This is a genomic window from Nostoc punctiforme PCC 73102, assembly GCF_000020025.1.
Lineage (GTDB): Bacteria > Cyanobacteriota > Cyanobacteriia > Cyanobacteriales > Nostocaceae > Nostoc > Nostoc punctiforme.
The window spans coordinates 685,103-707,737 of record NC_010628.1; the positions used below are offsets into that span (position 1 = coordinate 685,103).

General features: G+C 45.0%; 22 protein-coding genes and 1 pseudogene. 6 read left to right on the forward strand and 17 right to left on the reverse strand.

Annotated features, from left to right (window positions below):
* Positions 1-3: 3 nt before the first annotated feature.
* The 9 genes from NPUN_RS02920 to NPUN_RS02955 form a co-directional block, all read right to left on the reverse strand.
* The gene (locus tag NPUN_RS02920; protein ID WP_012407360.1) at positions 4-276 is read right to left on the reverse strand and encodes an aldo/keto reductase; all 273 of its coding nucleotides are present in this window, start codon (positions 274-276) and stop codon (positions 4-6) included.
* A gap of 42 nt (positions 277-318) precedes the next feature.
* Entirely contained in the window at positions 319-1,332 is a 1,014-nt protein-coding gene (locus tag NPUN_RS02925; RefSeq protein ID WP_234711037.1) for an NAD(P)-dependent alcohol dehydrogenase, read from the reverse strand.
* Complete coding sequence (locus NPUN_RS42955; protein ID WP_234711038.1) at positions 1,229-1,630, reverse strand: hypothetical protein; 402 nt, start codon at positions 1,628-1,630, stop codon at positions 1,229-1,231. The genes NPUN_RS02925 and NPUN_RS42955 overlap by 104 nt, the downstream gene beginning before the upstream one ends.
* Complete coding sequence (locus NPUN_RS02930; protein ID WP_012407362.1) at positions 1,605-2,348, reverse strand: SDR family oxidoreductase; 744 nt, start codon at positions 2,346-2,348, stop codon at positions 1,605-1,607. The genes NPUN_RS42955 and NPUN_RS02930 overlap by 26 nt, the downstream gene beginning before the upstream one ends.
* A gap of 97 nt (positions 2,349-2,445) precedes the next feature.
* Complete coding sequence (locus tag NPUN_RS02935; RefSeq protein WP_012407363.1) at positions 2,446-3,165, reverse strand: carboxymuconolactone decarboxylase family protein; 720 nt, start codon at positions 3,163-3,165, stop codon at positions 2,446-2,448.
* Positions 3,166-3,341: 176 nt separating this feature from the next.
* Positions 3,342-4,115 carry an SDR family oxidoreductase gene (locus NPUN_RS02940; protein WP_012407364.1) on the reverse strand — a complete coding sequence of 258 codons (774 nt, stop codon included), beginning with the start codon at positions 4,113-4,115 and terminating at the stop codon, positions 3,342-3,344.
* An 89-nt stretch (positions 4,116-4,204) separates the two neighbouring features.
* Positions 4,205-4,600 carry a putative quinol monooxygenase gene (locus NPUN_RS02945; protein WP_012407365.1) on the reverse strand — a complete coding sequence of 132 codons (396 nt, stop codon included), beginning with the start codon at positions 4,598-4,600 and terminating at the stop codon, positions 4,205-4,207.
* Between the two features lie 69 nt (positions 4,601-4,669).
* Positions 4,670-5,218: a cyclophilin-like fold protein gene (locus NPUN_RS02950; RefSeq protein WP_012407366.1), complete on the reverse strand. Its 549-nt coding sequence runs from the start codon at positions 5,216-5,218 to the stop codon at positions 4,670-4,672.
* Positions 5,218-5,736, reverse strand: coding sequence for a (R)-mandelonitrile lyase (locus NPUN_RS02955; RefSeq protein ID WP_234711039.1), 519 nt, complete (start codon positions 5,734-5,736; stop codon positions 5,218-5,220). The genes NPUN_RS02950 and NPUN_RS02955 overlap by 1 nt, the downstream gene beginning before the upstream one ends.
* Positions 5,737-5,827: 91 nt before the next feature.
* Here NPUN_RS02955 and NPUN_RS02960 point away from each other — a divergent pair, with 91 nt between their 5' ends.
* From NPUN_RS02960 to NPUN_RS02985, 6 genes are all read left to right on the forward strand, one after another.
* Positions 5,828-6,808, forward strand: a complete 981-nt coding sequence (locus tag NPUN_RS02960; RefSeq protein ID WP_012407368.1) for an AraC family transcriptional regulator — start codon at positions 5,828-5,830, stop codon at positions 6,806-6,808.
* Between the two features lie 743 nt (positions 6,809-7,551).
* The gene (locus NPUN_RS02965; protein WP_012407369.1) at positions 7,552-8,574 is read left to right on the forward strand and encodes a tetratricopeptide repeat protein; all 1,023 of its coding nucleotides are present in this window, start codon (positions 7,552-7,554) and stop codon (positions 8,572-8,574) included.
* 367 nt (positions 8,575-8,941) lie between these two features.
* Positions 8,942-9,160, forward strand: a complete 219-nt coding sequence (locus NPUN_RS02970) for a ssl0294 family protein (RefSeq protein ID WP_012407370.1) — start codon at positions 8,942-8,944, stop codon at positions 9,158-9,160.
* A 246-nt stretch (positions 9,161-9,406) separates the two neighbouring features.
* A complete protein-coding gene (locus tag NPUN_RS02975; RefSeq protein ID WP_041565154.1) occupies positions 9,407-10,573 on the forward strand; it encodes a pyridoxal phosphate-dependent aminotransferase in 1,167 nt (388 codons plus the stop codon).
* A gap of 70 nt (positions 10,574-10,643) precedes the next feature.
* A complete protein-coding gene (locus tag NPUN_RS02980) occupies positions 10,644-11,081 on the forward strand; it encodes a secondary thiamine-phosphate synthase enzyme YjbQ (RefSeq protein ID WP_012407372.1) in 438 nt (145 codons plus the stop codon).
* Positions 11,082-11,267: 186 nt separating this feature from the next.
* Positions 11,268-12,344, forward strand: a complete 1,077-nt coding sequence (locus NPUN_RS02985; protein ID WP_012407373.1) for an aromatic ring-hydroxylating oxygenase subunit alpha — start codon at positions 11,268-11,270, stop codon at positions 12,342-12,344.
* Between the two features lie 520 nt (positions 12,345-12,864).
* On the opposite strand, the gene NPUN_RS02990 is transcribed toward NPUN_RS02985, so the two are convergent.
* From NPUN_RS02990 to NPUN_RS41515, 8 genes and pseudogenes are all read right to left on the reverse strand, one after another.
* Complete coding sequence (locus tag NPUN_RS02990) at positions 12,865-14,271, reverse strand: sensor histidine kinase (protein WP_012407374.1); 1,407 nt, start codon at positions 14,269-14,271, stop codon at positions 12,865-12,867.
* A gap of 31 nt (positions 14,272-14,302) precedes the next feature.
* Positions 14,303-15,967 (reverse strand): FAD-dependent oxidoreductase, encoded by a 1,665-nt coding sequence (locus tag NPUN_RS02995; protein WP_012407375.1) that lies wholly within the window; start codon positions 15,965-15,967, stop codon positions 14,303-14,305.
* A gap of 64 nt (positions 15,968-16,031) precedes the next feature.
* Positions 16,032-16,241, reverse strand: coding sequence for a hypothetical protein (locus tag NPUN_RS03000; protein ID WP_041565155.1), 210 nt, complete (start codon positions 16,239-16,241; stop codon positions 16,032-16,034).
* Between the two features lie 482 nt (positions 16,242-16,723).
* A complete protein-coding gene (locus tag NPUN_RS03005; protein ID WP_012407377.1) occupies positions 16,724-18,460 on the reverse strand; it encodes a diflavin flavoprotein in 1,737 nt (578 codons plus the stop codon).
* A 151-nt stretch (positions 18,461-18,611) separates the two neighbouring features.
* Positions 18,612-19,124, reverse strand: coding sequence for a phosphate-starvation-inducible PsiE family protein (locus NPUN_RS03010; protein WP_012407378.1), 513 nt, complete (start codon positions 19,122-19,124; stop codon positions 18,612-18,614).
* Positions 19,125-19,233: 109 nt separating this feature from the next.
* A pseudogene (locus NPUN_RS03015) lies at positions 19,234-20,859 on the reverse strand (diflavin flavoprotein); the annotation flags it as partial.
* A 17-nt stretch (positions 20,860-20,876) separates the two neighbouring features.
* On the reverse strand, positions 20,877-22,217 hold the full coding sequence (locus NPUN_RS03020; protein ID WP_012407379.1) for a transposase: 1,341 nt from the start codon (positions 22,215-22,217) through the stop codon (positions 20,877-20,879).
* 67 nt (positions 22,218-22,284) lie between these two features.
* Positions 22,285-22,422, reverse strand: a complete 138-nt coding sequence (locus tag NPUN_RS41515; RefSeq protein WP_167315563.1) for a hypothetical protein — start codon at positions 22,420-22,422, stop codon at positions 22,285-22,287.
* Positions 22,423-22,635: the final 213 nt, after the last annotated feature.

The window sequence follows — 22,635 nt, forward strand, 5'->3', positions numbered from 1 at the left end:
CGTCTATAATCCCGTTCGCTTTTCCAACGCTTCTGGATAGCGATCGCCTTCCACTGTAATTTGCGCCAATGCCTCGTCGATGCTCTTCAATTCGTCCTGCGTCAGCTCGATGTCCGCTGCCACAATGTTTTCTTCCAGGCGGCTCAATTTAGTTGTGCCGGGAATGGGCACCACGGCTTGGAGCAGGGAGATACTTTCTTGCTTGTCGAGGGTATGGCTGTAGGCATAGTTCAACGCCCAGCCCGATCGCCGAGACTTCCAGATTACTGTTTCCAAGTTTGCGCTTTTGCATTGGCACTCCTTCGAGATTCCGCTCGGTTATTCAGATTTCAGGGATGCCATATCAATCACAAAGCGGTATTTCACATCAGACTTGAGCAGGCGATCGTAGGCTTCGTTGACCTTCTGGATAGGAATGACTTCGACATCGGCGGTGATGTTATGCTTGCCGCAAAAGTCGAGCATCTCTTGGGTTTCGGGGATGCCGCCGATGTTTGAGCCGGAGAGACTGCGACGGGCCATGATCAGGCTGAATGCCGCGACATCCAGGGGCTTCTCCGGTGCGCCGACAAGGGTGATATTGCCGTCGAGGCGGAGTAGGTTGAGATAGGCGTTGATGTCGTGCTTGGCAGAAACGGTGTCGAGGATGAAATCGAAGCTGCCAGCGTGTTTCTGCATCTCGTCGGCATTGCGGGAGACGACCACTTCGTCGGCACCCAGGCGGAGCGCGTCTTCCTTTTTATCGGGTGAGGTGGTGAAGACGACAACGTGGGCACCAAACGCATGAGCAAACTTCACGCCCATGTGCCCCAGTCCGCCAAGACCGACTAGGCCAACTTTCTTGCCTTCAGTGACACCCCAGTGACGCATCGGTGAATAGGTTGTGATTCCAGCACAAAGAAGTGGTGCAGCCCCGGCGAGATCGAGGTTGGAGGGAACACGCAGCACGAAGCGTTCATCAACGACAATGCTATCGGAGTAGCCCCCATAAGTAACGCCACCAAGGTGCTTGTCTGGAGAGTTGAAGGTGAGGATTTGATTCGGGCAGAAATTCTCAAGGCCAGCTTTGCAATTAAGACAGGTACCATCCGAATCGACCAAGCAACCAACCGCCGCGAGGTCGCCGGGCTTGTACTTGGTCACTGCCGAGCCAACCTCAGTGACACGGCCCACGATCTCATGACCGGGGACAATCGGATAAACGGTGGAAATTATGCTGCTCCACTCGTTACGCACTGAATGGAGGTCGGAGTGGCAGATGCCGCAGAAGAGAATTTCGATCTGAACATCGTGTTCGGTTGGATCGCGCCGTGCGATCTGGGTGGAGGACATCGGTGATGTTGCACTGGCTGCGGAATAGGCTTTTGTGTTGTACATAAATTGATGCTCCAATCTGGAAGATAAGCTGGTTTCCTTCTACTCGCTCTTGAATCTGTCCTGCTATTGTTCGTCGCTGACCTTTTCCATCCAGTCCACGGGCTTGCCGTCGAGTACCTCCTGAGTGGCGATATGAGTCATCGCCGTTGACGGTGAAGGTGGCGATGGCGACAATGCTTTGTTGTAGCGCACCAAGCTCGAACGTAACACTACCACCAGCACTATCCTTACCAAGGCTGCGTGGTTGGGCCAATCGTAAATTCGTTCACGTTTGTGTCTTCTGGCTGGTCAATCGCAAACGCCACAACATTGGCTACTCGATCGGGTGAGATGCCATATTGCTCATACAACTCTGTCATTTTTTCAGCCATATCTTGGTTGGTAATCTGATTTAACAACTCAGTGTTAATTGCCGCAGGATAAATTGTCGCAGTACGAATCTTAGTCCCCTCTTGAGCAGACTCCATGCGTAGAACTTCCATGAAATCGCGCACGAACCATTTCGTCCCACCATACACTGCACCACCTGGATAAGCTTTTAACCCAGCAACCGATGAAGTTGTGATAACATGCCCAGACTTTTGGCTAATAAACGTTGGTAACACAGCAGCGATACCATTGAGTACACCCTTGATATTGATATCAACTGTTTGATTCCATTCATCCGTTTTCAATGCAGAGAGTGGAGAATTGGGCATTATGCCAGCGTTCAAGAAAATAACATCGATGCCTCCAAATCTTTCCTTGGCAAGGTTGACGATTTCAGCGCTATCAGATGGGTTAACCACATCCATCACTTGATAGACTGCTTGTCCGCCATCTCTTTGAATTTCATCAACCAGTTGTCTCAATTGGCGATCGCGTCGCGCACCCAATACGACTTTAGCGCCTTTGCTTGCAAGCAATTTCGCACTTGCTTCACCAATCCCTGATGATGCGCCGGTAATAATTACAACTTTGTCTTTAATCATCTTATTCCTCTTTTTGTTGAGTCACTACTGAGTTTTACCTAACGGACTTGTTAATTAGCCGAGGTTTCACCAAAGTTTGTGTGGCGCACCACTAAAGCTATTTATTGCTTAAAACCTTATTCAATACTTCAGCAGCATTATCGGCTTCAGGCTTGCCGACTTTGGACTTGAGAACGGATACGAGACTGTTCATCTGTGCCTTGGTCAGTCCAGTATTCATGCCGATTCTAAAATGTGCTTGCAGTTGGGGGTTGACACCTTTCATACTCGAAAGAGCTGCAATGGTCGCAATCTCCCTACTTTGAAAGTCCAGGTTGTCGCGCCCGAAGATGTCTGCGAACAGGTGACTTTTCAAAAACTGATCGATGGCGGGAGCAAAAGTATAGATTTCCCCAGCAACCGGACTTCCTGAAAGGCGCGTCTGAATTTCTGTTCCAAGTTCGAGACGACTTTTATCGGTAGAAAGTGGGCTTGCTTCCTTACCCGCTACGTCCTTAATTCCCTTGGCCTCCCTTGCTTTCATAACGCTCATAAAGACGTTGAGGGCGTTTAGACTGCGCGGAAATCCTGCATAAGCATACAGTTGAACCAAAACCTCCTTGATCTCATTTACCGTCAAGCCAGCATCAAGCCCTTCATTTAGAGCCGCAGACAAATCTTCTAGATCGCCGTTGGCGGTAAAGGCGGCGATGGTGACGATGCTTTGTTGTCGTGCATCTAAAGTTTGATCGTTGTTCATTGTTTGTGCATCCGACATACATGAAAGGCTAAATATCATTACAGACACCAGTGCTAAGAACACGATGAGCTTTTTCATCAAAACTGCCTCCTTATTGCCACTGCTACAGAGTCGTGGCAAACGGTTCTTTTAGGTTTCACGCCTTTGAGAGGATGGAACGAGCGCATAAGCTGACAAGGATCGTCAGCGCCGTCTGGCGCGATCTCCACCATTTGTCGCGTTCACTGCAACGGTGTCATGCTTAGTGCCATTTATCACTGCACCGTTTGGCCACCGTCGATGATCAGGGCGTGCCCGACGACAAAGGAGGACGCATCCGAACACAGCCAGACGACGGCATTGGCGATTTCTTCGGGCTGCCCCATCCTTCCAATCGGCTCCTCTGAGACTACCTTTTGGCGGCCTTCGGGAGTGCCGCCGGTGAAGCGATCCATCATCGACGTGTCGATATAGCCAGGACACACGGCGTTGATGCGGATGTTCTGCGAGGCGTAGTCGAGGGCCGCCGCTTTGGTGAGGCCGATCACGCCGTGTTTTGCGGCGGTGTATGCGGCTCCGCCCTTGATGCCGATGACCCCAGCACCCGATGATGTGTTCACGATCGCGCCGCCACCTTGCTTGAGCATTAGCGGGATTTCGTGCTTCAGGCATAGAAAGACACTCCGCAGGTCGGTGTTGACGATGCGATCCCATTCTGCCTCCTCCAGTTCCGCAGTTGCAGCTTTCTTCTGTTCAACACCAGCATTGTTAAAAGCAAAGTCCAGCCGTCCGAAAGTTTCGATGGTCTTGGAAAGAGCCGCCGTCACGTCCTCGGTTCGCGTCACATCGCACTTGACGGCAAGCACTCGTCCGCCGAGGTCTTCGATCAGGCGCACCGTTTCTTGATTGCCCTGTTCTGAAACATCGGCAACCACGACATTAGCGCCCTCACGGGCAAACGCCAGCGCCGTAGCTCGACCGATGCCGTTTGCTGCTCCGGTTACAAATGCAACCTTTCCTGTGTAATTTCCATTCTCGTTCTTTGTCATTTTTTACTCCTTACATTGCTCATTAGGGAAGTCTTGATTGGGATTTTCACGATCTATTGCCGGGTAGTGGAGCCAAGGACAAGCTCGAATCACTTCGCGCCAAGCAAAACTGGATCGGTCTCGACAAGTTTGAGGGACTTAACCATTTGCTGGGTATTGGTCTTGTATTTTTTGAAATGAGGCGATTCGATGTGTGCTTTGTACGCATCCACATCAGCATACGTCTCAAGAATTCTTATGCTGGTGGGGCTATCCTTTAGAGAGACGGCGTATAAGGTCAACACCCCCGGCTCCAGGCGAATGGAAGCCTCGATTTCCTCCCTAAGTTCAGCTTTATAATTTTCTAACAGAGCTGGATCGATCTCAATTTCCGATAGTCGTACCATGCGTCCTTGGGTCTGTTCGGCAGGGGCACGCCCGCACGCGCACAACAGACATAACGTCAGCACCGATGCACCAAGGATTGGAAATCGTCTAGCTTTCATGTTGACCTCCTGGTTGGTTGTTGAAGATGCCCATGCATCTGCGATCGCTTCCGCCAGTAAAACGTCCCATCATTTCGGCGCGATAGATGTTTGATCGAGTTCAATCGTCACTTTTAAAGAGCCTGGCAGATTGAAAGCTTCTAGGTCGGAATCGATCTTGCCTATGACAATGATGCCGGGATCGGGGATTTCCTCTCCACCGTGGCGATAATAAATAGCCACATCAGGGCCGGGAGACCAGTAAATGACCTCTCCAACTTCATAGGTTTTGGTTCGCTCTCCCTCCTCCGAAATTGCTCTCGGCAGGTGGGCAAACTTTTCTCTTCCAAACAAATCGTTCATCGTCAGCGTTAATGGCAGCAGGGAAACAAAATCCTGAGTGGTTTTGCTGTCGATTAAAGCGGCTGTAACAACTTTGTCTTTGACCTTGATGTTTATCTTCATACTGTCTGCCTGCTTGATTGATATTTCAGTCGGCATCTTCAACGAGGCACTGCTAGTCATACTGTTGTCGGCACGGCAGGCTGAGTTACTCAGGGACATCACTAGGGCGAGAACCAAAATCAGTATTCTCTGCTGGCAGTTTTTCCCCTTGACGGGAAACCATTTCAACAGCACTAAGATATTCCTCCATACTGCTTGTCGCTGACATGCTCCATCCAGTCCACAGGCTTACCGTCGAGCCATTCCTGAATAGCAATGTGCGTCATCGCCGTGGTTGCTGTAGCACCGTGCCAATGCTTCTCACCTAGCGAGATCCAGATTGTGTCCCCCGGTCGAATTTGCTCGATCGAGCCGCCCCAGCGCTGTACTAAACCACAGCCAGCCGTCACAATCAAGGTTTGTCCTAATGGGTGCGTGTGCCATGCTGTCCGAGCGCCAGGCTCAAACGTGACACTGGCTCCAGACGTGCGTGCTGGATCGTGCGCCTCGAATAGGGGATCAATGCGGACAGTGCCCGTAAAATAATCAGCCGGTCCTTTGGCAGAAGGCTGTGAGCCACTTCTTTTAATGTCCATTTTCTTAATTCCTTTACTTGATGCAATTTTGGTGGCTAGCAGGCAAGTCTCTTGCCGAATCAAAACTGAGTTTTCTCTTAAATAAAAATCCAGAATGCTTAAATAAGGCGAAATCATTTTTCATTGCTTTAGCTTCATTCTAAGAATCCTGAAGAACAAGTAATAGGACGATCGTCTAAGATCGTTGTACAATTCTGCAAACTTAGAAATGAACGCTGCTAAAACGAGTGAGAAGTCCAATATCGATTTAATGAACGACCCGCAGGCAAAGCGCCAGGTAGACAGAGCGCAAGCCAACAGAGACGAACTCAAAGAGCTGATTGCACAGGCGATTCCTCATGATGGAACGATTGAGCCGCTTAAAGGTTTGCACTTCAACCGCTCCTCCTCGCCTTCGGAATGCGTTCATAGTGTCTCTATCCCTGCGTTTTGTGCGATCGCTCAGGGCAGCAAAGAAGTTCTTTTGGGTAGCGAGCGCTATCAGTACGACCCGATGCATTATCTGCTTGCTACGGTCGAACTGCCAATTGTCAGTCAAATTTTGGAAGCGTCCAAGGCGCAACCGTACCTTAGTCTTCGCCTCGATCTTGACCCTACTCTCGTTGGCTCAGTGATGGTCGAGGCAGGGTATCCCTCGCGCAGGCGTGCTGATGTGAAAGCGATTGACGTAAGTCCATTGAATGCAAATCTGTTGGATGCTGTAGTGCGGCTCGTCAGGCTTTTAGATTCCCCTGCTGAAGCTCATGTTCTCGCACCACTGATTAAGCGGGAAATCATTTACCGACTCCTGATGGGAGAGCAAGGTAATCGGCTCCGTCATATTGCAGTTCTGGGTGGCTACACTTACCACATCGCCAGAGCCGTCGAGCGACTTCGTAAAGACTTTAACGAACCGATCAAGATTGAAAGCATCGCCCGAGAGCTGGGAATGAGTGTTTCGGGCTTCCACCATCACTTCAAGTCTGTCACTGCCATGAGTCCCTTGCAGTACCAAAAGCAACTGCGACTCCAGGAGGCTCGCCGTCTGATGCTGGGGGAAAAGCTTGATGCTACCAGTGCTGCCTACCGCGTGGGTTATGATGATGCCTCGCATTTCAACCGGGAGTACAAGCGGCTTTTTGGTGCGCCACCGATGCGCGATGTGGAGCGGCTGCGAGAAGCTGCTAGGGAGACTGCTAGTTCAATTTGATCTCCTCGAGATGCCCTAAAATTCCCAGAAATCGCTGTTTATAGGCAGTATGACTTCAATCGTGAGTATCACAGTAACTCTGAGCAGTACGCCAGCCTGGATTTCAGCCTTAACGACCAGAATTTTCCTTTCATAAGAATAAGCCAATTAGCCGCTCTTCGCTGGGAACAAGTGAACCAAAGGACATGACACCACAGCAATCCAAACGTTTTGAGGGCACAAAAATATCCAGTACACAGTGTGTTATACCGAATTAGCACCAGGACGATTCAAGGACTTCTGGTTGGATTGAAAAATAGAAAAATTTCCTATAATTATTGCTGAGGCTAGCTTATAGCTGTTGCGTGGCACTTCGTTGCAGCTTCGCTATCTTTACCCCAAGATCGGTCTGGTCGCGGCATCTTGTTGAGGACAGTATTCCTCCAGTAAGACTGCCTCTACTCTAGAATTGCCTGCCAACATCTGACAACAAAATTGCTCAATTCTGTCAAAATTCGGCAATCTTAGCTTTTCAATTACTTGGAATATAGGTTTTTACTGGGGATGCACAGATTTACGCCCCTATTGGAGTATTTGTATTAATTGCTTCATAAATATTCCTATAGATATGGAACAATATCATACTTCTCTATTTACGTCTTATATCTAAAGACAGAAGATTAAGGTTAAAATTTGGGAAACCTAAGAGGGATTACTCCCAAGAGATTTCCTGCCTACTTATCGCAGAAAGCAACTGAGGTCAGATGAAGCAACCTTTAAATCAAGTCAAAGAGTGGGAACAACGTCGTGATGAAGCAAACCGCTACTACCAGCGCGGTAAATTTCAAGAATCTCTCGATCTTGCAACCAAAAATTTACACTTGGCTAGAGCAATTCGAGATCGAGCCAGAGAAGGTCACACATTAAACGATCTCGGTTTAGCTCACCTCAGTTGCTGGCAACCTCAAAGAGCATTAGAGCGCTTTAATCAGGCGCTTTCGGTTGCTATTGAAATTGGCAACCCGCCAGCAGAAGCAACTGCACTTAGCAATCTGGGTTCTACCTACAGCCGTCTTGGACGCTTTTCGCAAGCTTTAGAATATTTTGACAAAGCACTGCCAATCTTTAGGCGATCGCAAGATATTCAAAGTGAAGTTTCTACTCTTAATGATGTAGCGCTAATTTATACCCGCTTAGGAGAACCGAAACGGGCACTGTTGCTACAACACCAAATTTTGAGAATGCGGCGATTGTTAGGTGACTTTTCTGGTGAGGCAACAACGCTCAATGGCATTGGGTTTGCTTACAATGTCTTAGGCAAGTTTGAGCAAGCACTAGAATTTTTTGAAGCAGCGCTTCCAATTCAACGAGCCGTCAAGAATGTGCTTGGTGAAGCAACCACTTTGAATAATATTGCCTCAATCTATAGTGATTTAGGAAAACCGAAACAAGCGCTATTACTCTACTATCAAGTTCTTTTGACACGTCAGGCAATCAGCGATCGCGCTGGCGTTGCTACAACCCTTCACAACATTGGTTTTACTTACAGCACCCTGGCACAGCATCGCCAAGCAATGAAGTTCTACAAGCAAGGCATTGTGATTTATCAACAACTGGGCGATAATCTCGGAGAAATTTCAACTTTGCTGAATATGGGAACCCTTTACGCCACAACAAAACGTAAAAAAATGGCGCGATCGTGCTACCAAAACGCTCAAGATTTAGCAGAGCAAATCGAACACCAGCCACTCTTGGAAAAAGTACAGCAGTTTATAGATTCTCTGTAGCTTGATAAAAGCTAGGGGGCAGGGGGCAGAGGGGCAGAGGAGCAGGGGGACAAGGGGGAATTATTAAACAAGTCTCTCCGTCTCTCACCTCTTCCTTGTCTCTTCTTCATGCCCCTTCCCCTCTGCTCCCGTTCGGCTACGCTACCTCGGCTCCGCTCGGCACAAGTCACGGCAAGCCTGCTCCCCTGCTCACTGCTTATTAATACCGCAAGCTCAAATTCCCGACTTCTTTAAAAAGTCGGGAATTTTTTGTTCGAGTTGAAGCTCAAAAAGTTCGCAACTTCGTTACCGCCGACCATATACTAATCAACAGGTTACGATCAATTAAGAAGTAATAATTTTTTATGGCACCGCCAGGAGTCTTTTTATGTTCATTAATGAATTGTCACCTATATTCAGAGAATTTATCCAGCATCCAGCCTCATTTGTAGGTGGGTTATTCTCTGGTGTGCTTCGGCTCAATCTAGCAGACGATCCTGTTAAAAGCTGGCTGGATCAACAGAGCCGCTCAAATAGCTATACCAGCAGCACAACAGAAGCACATAATGGCAAAGCAAGTGGGCCTCAACAGATTTCGATTGACTAAATTTTTGATTAATCGCAAATCCGGTTAATTATTATTGGTAATAGGGAATTGGGAACAGGGAATAGTGATAGAAACCTTAGTTATGGGTCAAAATCCCATTTGAAAAAAGATGTTTTTCGAGACGCGCAGCGCTCTAAAATCGGTGTCCTTGTTACAACCCACGCTTGCAACCCGTGGGTTTCCCCAATTCCCAATTCCCAATTCCCAATACCCAATACCCAATACCCAATACATAGCCAAGGAAATATGGAATCCCTAACCTCTCGTATGCAGGATGTACAGTCGCCGATTATTCCTGTGGTTGGGGAACTGATTAAAAACTCTCCAGGAACAATCTCTCTAGGACAGGGTGTTGTTCATTACAACCCACCACCGGAAGCTATTGAATTTTTATCCAAATTTTTAGCCGATCCTGCTAACAATTTATACAAATCAGTCGAGGGAATTCCCCCATTGCTGACAGCAATTGCTGGAAAATTGCAAGCCTTCAATGGTATTGAAATCAATGGGGAAAACTGCATCGTCGTGACAGCAGGGAGCAATATGGGATTTATGAATGCCATTCTTGCTATTACTAACCCAGGCGATGAAATTATTTTGAATACGCCTTACTATTTCAACCATGAAATGGCGATCGCAATTGCTGGTTGTCGTGCGGTGTTAGTGGCGACAGATGAAAATTACCAACTACGCCCAGAAGCGATCGCTCAAGCAATTACTCCCAAAACCCGGGCTATAGTCACAATTTCGCCCAATAATCCCACTGGAGTAGTCTATTCAGAAGCAGCATTGCGCCAAGTAAATCAAATTTGTGACACTCACCGCATCTACCACATCAGCGATGAAGCATATCAATACTTTACCTATAACGGCGTAAAACACGTTTCTCCTGGTGCATTTGGGAAGAGCAAGTACACTATTTCTCTATTTAGCCTTTCCAAAGCATACGGTTTTGCTAGTTGGCGCATTGGCTATATGGTGATTCCCAAACACTTATTTGTCGCTATCAAAAAAGTCCAGGATACAATTTTGATTTGTCCGCCAGTAATTTCCCAATATGCAGCTTTAGGGGCATTGCAAGCGAAAGAGGAGTATTTGCAGAGTAATATAGGTGCAATTTTTCAAGTGCGGCAATTAGTACTCGACTCTCTTAACCGCCTAGAAGGTTTATGTAGCATTACACCTGCTAATGGCGCTTTCTATTTTTTCCTCAAAGTTAATACTCAGATGGATGCTTTTGAGTTAGTTAAAAGACTAATCCAGGAACATAAAGTAGCAGTCATTCCAGGTACAACTTTTGGTATGGATGACGGATGTTACCTGCGCGTTGCTTACGGTGCGCTGCAAAAAGAGACAGCCAAAGAAGGTATAGAAAGATTAGTACAAGGTTTGGAAACTATAGTTAGAAGTTAAAAGTCATTCATTCTGCCTTCTGCCTTCTGCCTCCTGCCTGCTCTGCAATCCTAAATATAAAATTGAACAGATGCCGATTATTAATAAGCTAATTGAAATTGAAACTGAACCAAAAATTAATATTTATAATATAACACCAGAAATTCAAGACTTTCTTGCTTCAACATCAATTAAAAATGGACAAGTTTTAGTATTTTCTCGTCATACAACGACAGCTTTAGCTATCAACGAGAATGAAGTCAGATTGTTAGAAGATATAAAAGTATTCTTAAAAAAAATAGCGCCAGAGTCGGACAGTTACTTGCATAATGACTTGCATTTAAGAGATGTCCCGGAAGATGAGCCAATTAATGCTCACTCTCACTTAATGGCAATGATGCTGACCACTAGTGAGATAATTCCCATTGTGGATGGGAAATTAGCTTTGGGAACCTGGCAATCTGTGTTGTTTTTTGAGTTGGATGGGCCACGTAAAAGAACGGTATTTGTCCAAATTTCTGGTGAATAATGCAACTTCACATCTACAATCCTCTCAGAACAACCCAAATCTGAGAGAATTACGAACACGACGATCAACAAGTGCATCAGTTGAATTTACTTACAGCAATTAAAAATCTGAAAGAATGTTTCTAAGCATAACCTTCCTTTCCACAAACCAGAACTTTCGTTGTGTCAAAGGCAGAGGCAATTAGTGATGAAAAATAACGATAACTTTGTATTACGTAATACTTGGTACTATGCTCTACCTAGTAATCAGATCAAGCCAGGTATGATGATCAGCCGCATTTTCTTGGGTGAACCTGTGCTGCTAGTCCGAGACCAAAATGGTAAAGTCTCGGCTATGAGAGATATTTGTCCTCATCGTGCCGTGCCTTTAAGTTGTGGTAGATTCGATGGGCAGGAAGTGGAATGCTGCTATCACGGTTGGCGCTTTAACTCAGCTGGACGCTGTACTGCAATTCCATCTCTTGTTGAGGAGCAGCAGATGGATTTAAGCCGCTTTGACGTACAATCATACGAAGTTCGGGAAGCCCAAGGGAATATTTGGATATATATGGCTGATCCCGATAAATCTCAGCCTGCTGCTTCTGATATGGAGATTCCGGTGATCCCAGGGTTTGAGGAGCGATCCCTACGGGGGGCTTCGCCAACGCCCCAATTTGTAGAGGTAATGAAATTCCCCTGTTTTGTGGATCATGCAGTAGTAGGTCTGATGGACCCTGCTCATTCTCCCTATGTTCATCGTGCTTGGTGGTGGCGAAGTGGGCAACTGCATGAGGAAGTTAAGCAATTCGATGCTTCGCCCTACGGCTTCACAATGCGACGACACCGATTGCCTGCAAATGGGGGTAGATTATACTTGCTGATTGGTGGTGGTGTGCCGGAAACAGAGATTTCTTTTCGTTTACCTAGCGTCAGAATAGAAGAAACCACAATTGGCAACCATAGAGTTGTTAATTTAACGGCAGTTACCCCCATTTCAGACACAGAAACTGAGGTAACTTTTGTTCTTTACTCGACACTTCCCTGGGTGGGATTTTTCAAGCCACTGCTGCATGTATTGGCACAAACCTTCCTGGGTCAAGACCGAACAGTTGTGGAAAAGCAACAGATTGGCCTTAAATATAATCCTGTACTGCGACTGATTAAGGATTCAGATATGCAGGCGCAGTGGTATTACCAGTTAAAGCGGGAGTATGCCCGGTCTGTCGCTGAAGGACGAGAATTTGTGAACCCTGTTAAGGATCAAGTACTTCGCTGGCGTGCTTAAATTACTCCGAACTAAATTCTGCAAATTCTGGGCACTTTAGCTGATGATACCCTGACACAATTAAGAGCAATAATTCCAGCAATCAATAAAAGCGCCGCCAGAATCAATGAATCATTGATTTGACCTTTGTTTAATTCAAATAGGACTTACGCAAATTATCTCTCAAACTCTGATTTCTCCGTGCCCTCTGTGCCTCTGTGGTAGCCTGCGGCAAGCCGCTCCGCGTCTACGTTATTCCGTAACTCGTGCGTAAGTCCTATCAAAATGCAAAATTCTGTTAGGAAGAATAAAGAAAATTTTGAATTAATTAATTTCGAGTTACAGGCTCCCCTGACTTTTCAGGTTATGTGGAAAAGTCCACCAAAAACCTAACCCCCTAACCTCCTTCCCGACGCGGGAAGGGGGAAAATTCAAAGTCTCTCTCCTTAAAGGAAGAGAGAAATAGAAGAGAGGTTTTCCAGATGCCGTGAAAAGTCAGACAGACTCCCACTGATTGTCTTTAATTTTTAATCTTTAATTTTTAATTCCCTAAAGGGGCTGACTTGGGCAAGCAAATAGTAAAACAAGTTCTACCTGGCTGTGATTCAAATGAGAGCGTACCGTGATGACGATTTTCTACAATCCGGCGAACGGTTTCCAAACCAAGTCCAGAACCACGCCCCACTGATTTAGTAGTGAAGAAAGGTTCAAAAATGCGGGTTTTGATTTCAGGTGGAATTCCACTACCAGAATCGATGATGTCAATATGGGCAAAACGATCGCAATGGTATGTTGTAATTTCCAGCAGTCCCTTACCATCCATCGCATCTATGGCGTTGTCAATTAAGTTCGTCCAGACTTGATTCAGTTCGCTGCCATAAGCAAGAATTTTAGGAAGGTGTTGATCGTAATTGCGTTGTACTTGGATGCCGCATTTGAGTTTATGAACAAACAATCGCAATGTATCTTCTAAACCTTGATGCACATTGACTTCTTGCTGAACGCCTTGATCGAGGTAAGAATATGACTTCATCGCTTGCACAAGTTCGGAAATTCTCTCGGCTCCTCGTAAACCATGTTTAATCATTGACATGACTTCAAATGAGAGCGATAGCCAGTGCAATCCCATTTCTCGCAATTCAGTCTCGTCGTTGCGCCAACGTTCCATCATCTTATCTAGGGTTTCAACCTCAACACCACCTTCTGCTAAAGGTTCGGCTAATTTCCATGCCTGCTTCACACCATAATCTTCTAACCATTCCAGCAAGACGTTTTCGCGATCGCTTAATGTCACTGGATCTAGGCGATTATTCAAAATTGCATCATAGCCCTGATCCCGGATTCTCAACCAGTCTTGAGTATGGGCTTCTTCAACATTGCGTTGCCCATAAACTAAGTTCATTCGTTGTAGTTCCAGGATGGCGGCCGGCATTTCCCCTAAAGTCCGAACGAGGGCTGAGGCTGGGTTGTTGAGTTCATGAGCTAGACCGGCAGAAAGTGTCCCTAAAGCGGCCATCTTTTCCCGTCCCCGAATAAAGGACTCTAGTCCCCGTAGACGACGTTCCATAATGCGGAAAACCATCCGCTCAAAATTACGACATTCATGGAGCAGTTTACGGAAATCTTCTCCTTTTAATTGATAGAGGTGGCAATTTGTCAATGCCCGCATTGTGACAGGTGCAGGTTCATCTGTGAGTACTGGAATTTCACCAAAAAAGGATGGGGCTTCGTGTTGCCCGATGGGAATTTCAACTCCTTCACTGCGGCGGGTGATCTTGATTTTCCCTTTGACTAAGATAAATAAGCGACATGCAAGGTCTCCCTCATGGGACAACACTTCTCCAGCAGAAAGTTCAACTGTTTGAGCGCGATCGCAAACCCACTCCAATTGCTCTTGAGAAAGCTGTTGAAACGGGTCTAAGTCGATCAATTCTTCAATACACAACATGAATCAACCTCCTTAGTTTTTCCTGTTCCAGCTAAACATTGCTCAGGTAGCGGTGAACGAATTGAATAGCGATCGAACCTTCACCCACACCGGATGCCACCCGCTTAATTGACCCAGATCGCACATCTCCGGCTGCAAAGATGCCAGGAACGCTGGATTCTAGCAAGAAAGGTGAGCGTTCCAAAGGCCAACCTGGAGGAGATTTGCCATTTTGCGTTAAGTCGGGGCCTGTGACGATAAACCCCTGAGTATCGCGTCGAATCACACCATCGAGCCAATCAGTTTTGGGGATAGCACCAATGAAGATGAAAAGCGATCGCGCTGGCACGATTTCAGTTTGTCCAGTCTTGCTATGGGCGATCGCAATTTCTTCTAAATGTTCATCTCCCTTCACTTCCACAACGCTGCAACCTGTGCAAACTTGGATATTTGCAGTCGCCGCAATTTGGTCAATCAAGTATTGGGACATACTCAATGAAAGCGACTCGCCCCGCACCAGCATAATCACTTTGCTGGCATACTTAGAAAAATGCATTGCTGCTTGTCCGGCAGAATTTGCCCCACCTATGAGGTAAACCTCTTCATTGCTACAGGCGATCGCCTCAGTCATGGCAGCACCGTAATAAATTCCGGCTCCTGTCAACTTTTCGGCTCCTGGGACATTTAGCCAACGGTAGGAAACGCCGGTTGCAACTAAAAGTGCATGGCAACTAATCTCGCTACCATCCGCCAATTGCAGAACCCGATAAGGATCTTGCAGCTTAACTCCAGTTACTACTTGAGGAGTGAGAATTTCTACCCCAAATCGCCGCGCCTGGGTGACTCCGCGCCTAGCCAAATCGCTGCCGCTCAAGCCAACAGGAAACCCCAGATAGTTCTCAATGCGCGAACTCGTGCCTGCTTGTCCTCCTGGTGCTTCACGCTCAATTAAAACCGTACTCAATCCTTCAGAAGCGCCATAGACTGCGGCGGCCAGTCCAGCAGGGCCAGCACCGACGATCGCCAAGTCATAAAATGGTCGCTCTGCCTGAGTTTGCAGTCCAATTTTAGCGGCAATCTCTAAATTAGATGGTTGGATTAATCTGGAACCATCAGGAAACAGCACCAAGGGCAATTGCTGTCTGCCATCAGCTTGGGCGTATTCTAGTAATTTGGCTGCATCCGGCTCCAGTTCAATATCTAACCACTTGTAGGGAATCTGATTACGCGCCAGGAAGTCTTTTACCTGATGGGAAAAAGGCGACCAGCGATTACCAATGACTCGAATCCCTTCAAAGGGTGGGCGGAATCCCGCTAGCCAGTCATCTAGCAAATCATCCAAAACCGGATATAATCGCTCTTCTGGTGGATTCCAGGGCTTGAGTAAGTAGTAATCAAGCCTGGCACTATTAATTGATTTAATCGCAGCATCCGTATCTGCATAGGCCGTCAGCAAAGCACGTTTCGCATCAGGAAAAATGACTTTTGCCTGTTCCAGGAACTCCACACCTCCCATTTGGGGCATTCTTTGATCCACCAAGAATAAAGCAACTGCTTCATTCCGTAATTTGAGTTGCTGCACCGCGTCCAGAGCGGTAATACCAGAATCTGCCCGAACAATGCGGAAGCGATCGCCATACTGATGCCGCAAGTCTCGTGACACCGCTTGCAACACTTCTGGATCGTCATCGACGGTTAAAATTGCAGGTTTCGCCATAACTACTGTTACTTAACGATTACAGTACTTAGCTGTTATCTTCAAAAATTTGTCGTTAAAACATCTACTGTCTAACCAGTTGATTTAAACGAAAGTATGCCTCTTCTGGTGTCAGCGCTTCTGATTGACTTTCATTAGGTATATAAAATACCCAAGTATCTGGAAAGTAATGCACCACAAAACTGGGAATCAGACCCAAACTTACTGCTTGCTTTCCAAGCTTCTCAGCTTGTTCCTCTAAACCCAGTTGGTCATGAAATGGGTGTTCAGCCATACTTTTCATCTCCCTGCACTTTATTTGACCCTGGAAGAACGTTCAATACCCGGATTGCACGAATCACTTTTAAGCAATTTCCGATGTTCCAGAATGAGCTTGAAAATATTTAGGTTTACTACCACAATATTTTCAAATATGCTTTTGTAGAGAATCATAAAGCTATTTTGGTCATTCAGGGTAACGCGCGGTTTCACAGCCCATACAGCATGGGGAATATTTAGTTACTGGATAGCTTGCTGAATTTCTTGGGCAACGTGAAAGCAGTATTGGGTAAGATGCCTTTTTAAGGGGGATTTAGAGGGATCTAAAACTTTTGATACCGACAAAAGGACTTTTCAAACATCCTCTAACTGAATTAGCCAGGTTCGGACTGATTCGACTGACGAAAAAGAGTAGGGTAGCACAGCCAGCCGTGCTACCCCACCAATGCATAAATTCTTTTGGATAATTTATTTTTTGGAAGTCCTTACTGGTAACTCTTAATAATAGCTGCCAGATTTCCGATGCTCCAAAGCAGTGATACCATCATTTTCCAACACTTCACCGCGATCGATGACGGCATAAATTAACCATCTATCGCCACATTCAAGCTGATTTTGCACCGTACATTCCAAATAGGCTAATGCCTCATTCAGAATCAAGCAACCATTCAGAGCAGTTTTTGTGGCTAGATTTGCAAAGGGATTATCGCCTAAAGTGCTATGACGAGAAAAATAGCGGCGCACATTTCTTCCTTCTTTAAGGATATTTAGCACAAATTTATCCCCAGGATGATGCATTAAATCTGCATTCTGCTCGTTAGCGATCGCAATCATAATTCCTGGCGGGTTAAAAGTTGCCTGCGATACCCAAGAAGTTAAAACCCCTTTGTGAGTTTCTTCATCACGAGTTGTCACAACACACAGAGAACCAATGATTCGCCCCACCGCTTGTTCGGTACGATCTACATGGGTTTCTGTCACAATCTGGCGGGAACTACGAAGTTTTTTGGTTTTCTTCAAGTTTTGGGCAAAAAAAGCACCTGCTTCTTGACACTGCTGAAGAATTTCAGAAGTAGGGCTAAAACGCACCCGAATTGTTTCAAACCCTAGTTGATAATTTGCATCTTTGAGCTTACTTTCAATTAAATCTATTGCTTCTCCACTCCAACCGTAGGAACCAAACACCCCTGCTAACTTAGTTTTAGCCGCCACCGAGAGGACTATTCCTAAAGCAGTTTGAATTTGAGTTGGTGCATGGCCGCCTAAAGTGGGTGAGCCGATAATTAAGCCATCGCAAGTTTCTACAATACGGTTAATCTCCGCAGAATCGGCTAGTTCACAGTTGATTGATTCTACATTAACTCCATTTTGAATCAAACCTTGAGCGATCGCATTCGCCATAATTGCTGTATTTCCATAAGCAGAAGCATAAAGCAAAGCGACACTCAATTCTTGAGATTTTTGCCCTTGGCACCATTGACGGTAATCATAAGTAAAACGACTCAGGCTGTAACGGACAACTGGGCCGTGGGCTGGGGCATAACATCTGGCTCCCAAAAGTGACAATTTATCTAAGACTACTTCGACTTGTTTGGCTTGGGGTGCATGAAGACATTCAAAATAATAACGACGTTCCGCGTCTAATCCCTTCCAATCTTCATCAAACAAAGTGTCTTCGCAAATATGAGCGCCGAAAAGTTTGTCTGTGTAGAGAATTTTTGTTGCATAATCATAAGTACAAAGCCCATCAGCCCACCGGGGAGTTGGTACGGTGACAAATGATAGATGATGTCCTTGTCCTAAATCTAAAGTATCCCCCGATCGCACCGCTTGAATAGGTGATTCCAATTCGGGAAAGGCAGTTTTTAGAGCATTGGCGGCGGGGCGAGAACAAATTAGAGTAGCTTGAGGAACCAGAGAGAGTAATACTTGCAGAGTTGCTCTACGGTTCGGGTTGACATGACTGAGAACAATGTAATCGAGGGAGATAAAATCTAGATATTGTGCTAGTTGCTCAAGGTAAATTTCGGTAAAAGATTCGCCGGGAGGGTCAATTAAAGCCTTTTTCTCACCTTGAATCAGATAAGAATTTGCTGTAGTTCCCCGTTGACGGGAATACTCCACCTCAAATTTTAGTCTGTCCCAAGTCCGCGATCGCAGAATCAGAGTATTTTTACCAATTTCAGCAACTTGTACATCTCTGCTATGATTGGGCGTTAATGTTGCAACAGACATAATAACCTCTGTTAATAATGGGGAATTGGGCATTGGGAATTGGGCATGACAGAAGATTTAGACGCGATGAATCGCGTCTCTACCTACTCCCGTTCGACTACGCTACCTCGGCTTTGCTCGGCACAAGTCACGGCAAGCCTACTCCCTATTTTTAATGGCCATTGTTTTGTATTAATTCAGACTTGGCTCGGCTTCTATAGCGTTTAGATACTTCTTGTTCCGGGTCGATACCTTCAAAGGTAGGGGGTAGCCAAACTCGGAGAAATAGTAGTACTCCCAGGACTAATAAAAAGGCACAAGTTGCTAAAACTTGACTCCAACTTGTTTCTAAGACACCTTTAACAATGACTTCTCGCAAAGCAGAAACGATGGAAACTTCAACAGCTACCCCAATAGATACTCGATGTTCTTGCAAGTAAATAATCAACAATCGGAATAGCTCAACTAATATGAGCAAAAAGAGAATATCAGCAGTAACAGCATGAAAATCTAAAGGTGGAAGTAAGGAGAGAAACATATCTCTCACCTGAAGCACCATGAAGCTAAATAAACCGATACACAAAGAAATTACAATTACATCTTGGATAAATTCCAAGCTTCGGACAACACGCCCACGATTGATTTCGTACATGGTAATCGGGGTATTTTCAACAGATTTATACATAATTTTTTGGGAGTTGTAGAGACGCGATTCATCGCGTCTGTGTGGGGTAGGGGGCAGGGGAAGCAAGGGGAGAATAAGAAATAACTAATGACAAATGACCAGTGACTATTTAATAATGATTGCCAATTTTGCGGTGATGGGCGGCGGTAAGTGCATCTAACTTGGCAACTCTTCCAGTTTGGACTGTGCTATAAATTACCCAATGATCTCCACAGTCCATGCGGCTAGTGATTTCGCATTCCATATAAGCCAAAGCTTCAGCTAAAACGGGCGATTCATTTTTTGCTGGATATGTCTTCACTCCGGCAAATCGGTCTACACCAGGAGCAAAACGCTTGAGGAAATGTTTCATTAATCCTTGATATTTGCCTTCTTCTAAAACGTTTAGAACGAAGCGATCGCCAACGTGCATCAAAGATTCAATTGCCCGATCTTTGGATACTGCGATCGCAACTCCTAAAGGCTCAAGACTCGCTTGTGTCACCCAAGAAGCCAACATTGCACTCTGAATTTCTCCTTTTTTGGCAGTGATAATGTATAAGCCTGTGCTAAGACGACCTAAAGCCTTCTCTAGCTCCGTATTGATAGATTTGATTTGTTTAATGGTGCGATCGCGGTTCAACCATTGACCCAAATCTGTCCCCGCTTCATCACAAAGCTGTTCCGTTGCTTGGGTAGGAATTTCCTTAACTAAAATAGGTGGAAAGGCTTCAGTTAATCCCAGTTCTTGAAACTTATTGCGTAAAGGATAAATAGGTTCATCTTCTCCACCTCCCGACTCTAATAAACCAATTGACTGCTTTTTGTGAACAGCAGCTAAAATAGTGCTTAAAGAAGCTTGAGCTATCACCGAAGATTGGGGTGGCATTGCAATTACTAAACCAGAAGATTGTGCAACTAATTCTCTAACTTCTTGAGGTTCAGAACTATTGAGAGGAAATAATTCCACTGCTGCGCCTGTTTTCGCACATCCATGAGCTATGGTACGGACTAACTGCTCGCTATGCCCGTAATCTTCAACATAAAATAGAGCCACTAAAGTCTCTGTTTTTGCTTGTTCTAAACTCCAGTTTTGATACCGTCCGAGCCAGTCTGGAATATAGTGTTGTAATAAAGGTCCATGTCCCGTAGCAACTGTTCCTATTTCTAACTTTTCAATCCGCTTTAAAGCTGCCAAAACAGAGCGGGCATTGGGGCCCATAAGACAATCATAATAATATTGAAAATCTTCCTCAAGTAAGGTGATATTTTCATCATAAGTGTGGTCATCACAGTAGTGCATTCCAAACACATCACAGGTGTAGAGAGTGCTAGTTTTGTGGTCATAAGTAAAGATTGTGTCAGGCCAGTGTAAGTTGGGTGCAGAGATAAATTCTAATTCGTGTCCGTTGCCTAAATTTAATCGCTCTCCACTTTTCACCTGCCTTGAATTAAAGGGCTGGTGAACCATATTTTCTAAAAATTGAATAGCTACCTTAGCACCAACAACAGTAATGGATGGAGCTAGTTGCAAAATATTTTTTACTAGGCCACTGTGGTCTGGTTCCGTATGGCTAATAATCAAGTAATCTATTTTAGTCGGATCAATTAATCCCACAAGTATTTCAAGATATAATTGCTCAAACTTGCGGTGAGATGTATCAACTAAGGCAACTTTTTCTCCCTGAATTAAAAAAGAATTATAAGTCGTACCATTCCGTAGACCAAACTCGACATCAAAACGTTCTCTATCCCAGCAATACCGTTGCCAATTTACGAGGGTTCAACACCTGTGGAAAGGGGATGAATACGTCCCAAAGAAGTGAGCTTGGCAAAAATTTGGGCTAGTAAAATAGGCTCAGGCTTTTGAGGAAGTATTTTTAACATTTCATGAACATATCGAAAACCACGGTAATAAGCTTTCAGGTCAATAATGCCAGAACCAGGATTATGTTTACGGAAATCAGCTAGAAGATGATGGGATAAATTGACCATAAAGAATGCAATATTAGCAGCATTAGTCACAGCAGTTTGGCTCAGATTCATAAAATCTTCCAAGCCCCAGAATTGCTTGGCATCCCGAAAATTAAACTCGATTTGGAAACGAAGCTTGTAATAGTCAATAATTCTGTCAGCCGTCAAATCTAAGTCGCTGGAAAATAAAATTACATGGCTACGTATATTGGCTTTAAGATTAGTTTTGACTAAAATAACTACATTGAGAGACTGAGCAAATTCTTTGTGAAGAAGAGTAGCTTGATAAATATCAGTTTGAATTCCATCTTCAATATCACTTTTACACAAATATTTCTCAGGTAGATTACGGTAGTCTAGTTTTTCCCCGTATTTACGACGAGAACGTTTATTCGAGTCAGGATTTTCATAAGGGATGTATAATGATGAATCATGGCGCAGCTTGGAAATTATGTGCAAGTTAACTTGTCGTACCATCTGCAAGGCATTGTTGTTACCAAAATGACCATCTACTACCAAGTATGTCAAGGGGATAAAGTTAGCTACTAGCTCAAATAGTGAGTTAATCCTCTTTTTAATTAACAAGAGTTCAGATGTTAATATCACTTCGGTTTTGTTTTTATTCTTACTGCCTTTCGGTCGTCCCCGTCCACGTTTCTCTTTAGCTTTTACTTTTTTGATTGGCAAGGTGTTATTTATTTGGGCATCACTTTTAATTACCTGTTCTATTCCAATCGGAAATGATTGCCTTCCTTCTACGCTTACTAATGACAATACGAAGAAAGATAAACCATTAATTGGTTTACTAGCCAGGCTAGAAAAAAATCTATCTACTCCGTAAGTTTGCTTCCCCGATTTACTAACTACAACTTCATCTCCTGCAAGCAAATACACATCATTTTTTCGCCACAAATGTTGACGAAAAAACAGCCAAAACAATGTTGCCCAAGGTATTACTGTAGAAAAAAATCTCCCCATTGTCCGATAGCTACCGCCATCACCTGCCCAACGGGCAATTCCCAACATCGTGACTCGACCACTTAGAGCTAACATTGCCAGGATAATTTGGTTCAATTGCCGCATCGTTGTCGCGTTTATCTGCGGTAGCAGGCATTGCAGGAGTGATAAGATATCGGGCATGGGTTGATTGTGGCTTTTGAGTTGTCGTTTGGGAAGACAATAACTCTACTACATCAGCCCTCTCTCTTCACCCTCTGATTTTGGCTAAGGTATTGTCCCAGTCTAGACAACGAATAGCAGTTGTTTGAGGAGCAATTTCAACAGTTTCTACTGTCAAACGTCCTGGGTTGGGAGTAACTTGAGTGGGCTGTATGAGTGCAACCATTTGTTTTCTCCAAAAAGATTGTTATCTGAAGCGAGCGTTATGTCTCTTATATTTACCTGAAATACTCAATTAGTAAAATGCCAATTTCTAAAGCTAATCATCAGAAAGTTTTATTCATTATTTAGATTGATTTACCATTGAATTGCTCAATGTTTATCATTACTTTTATCTTCAATAATGAATGTGAGAAGATGTAAATAATCAGTTAGAATG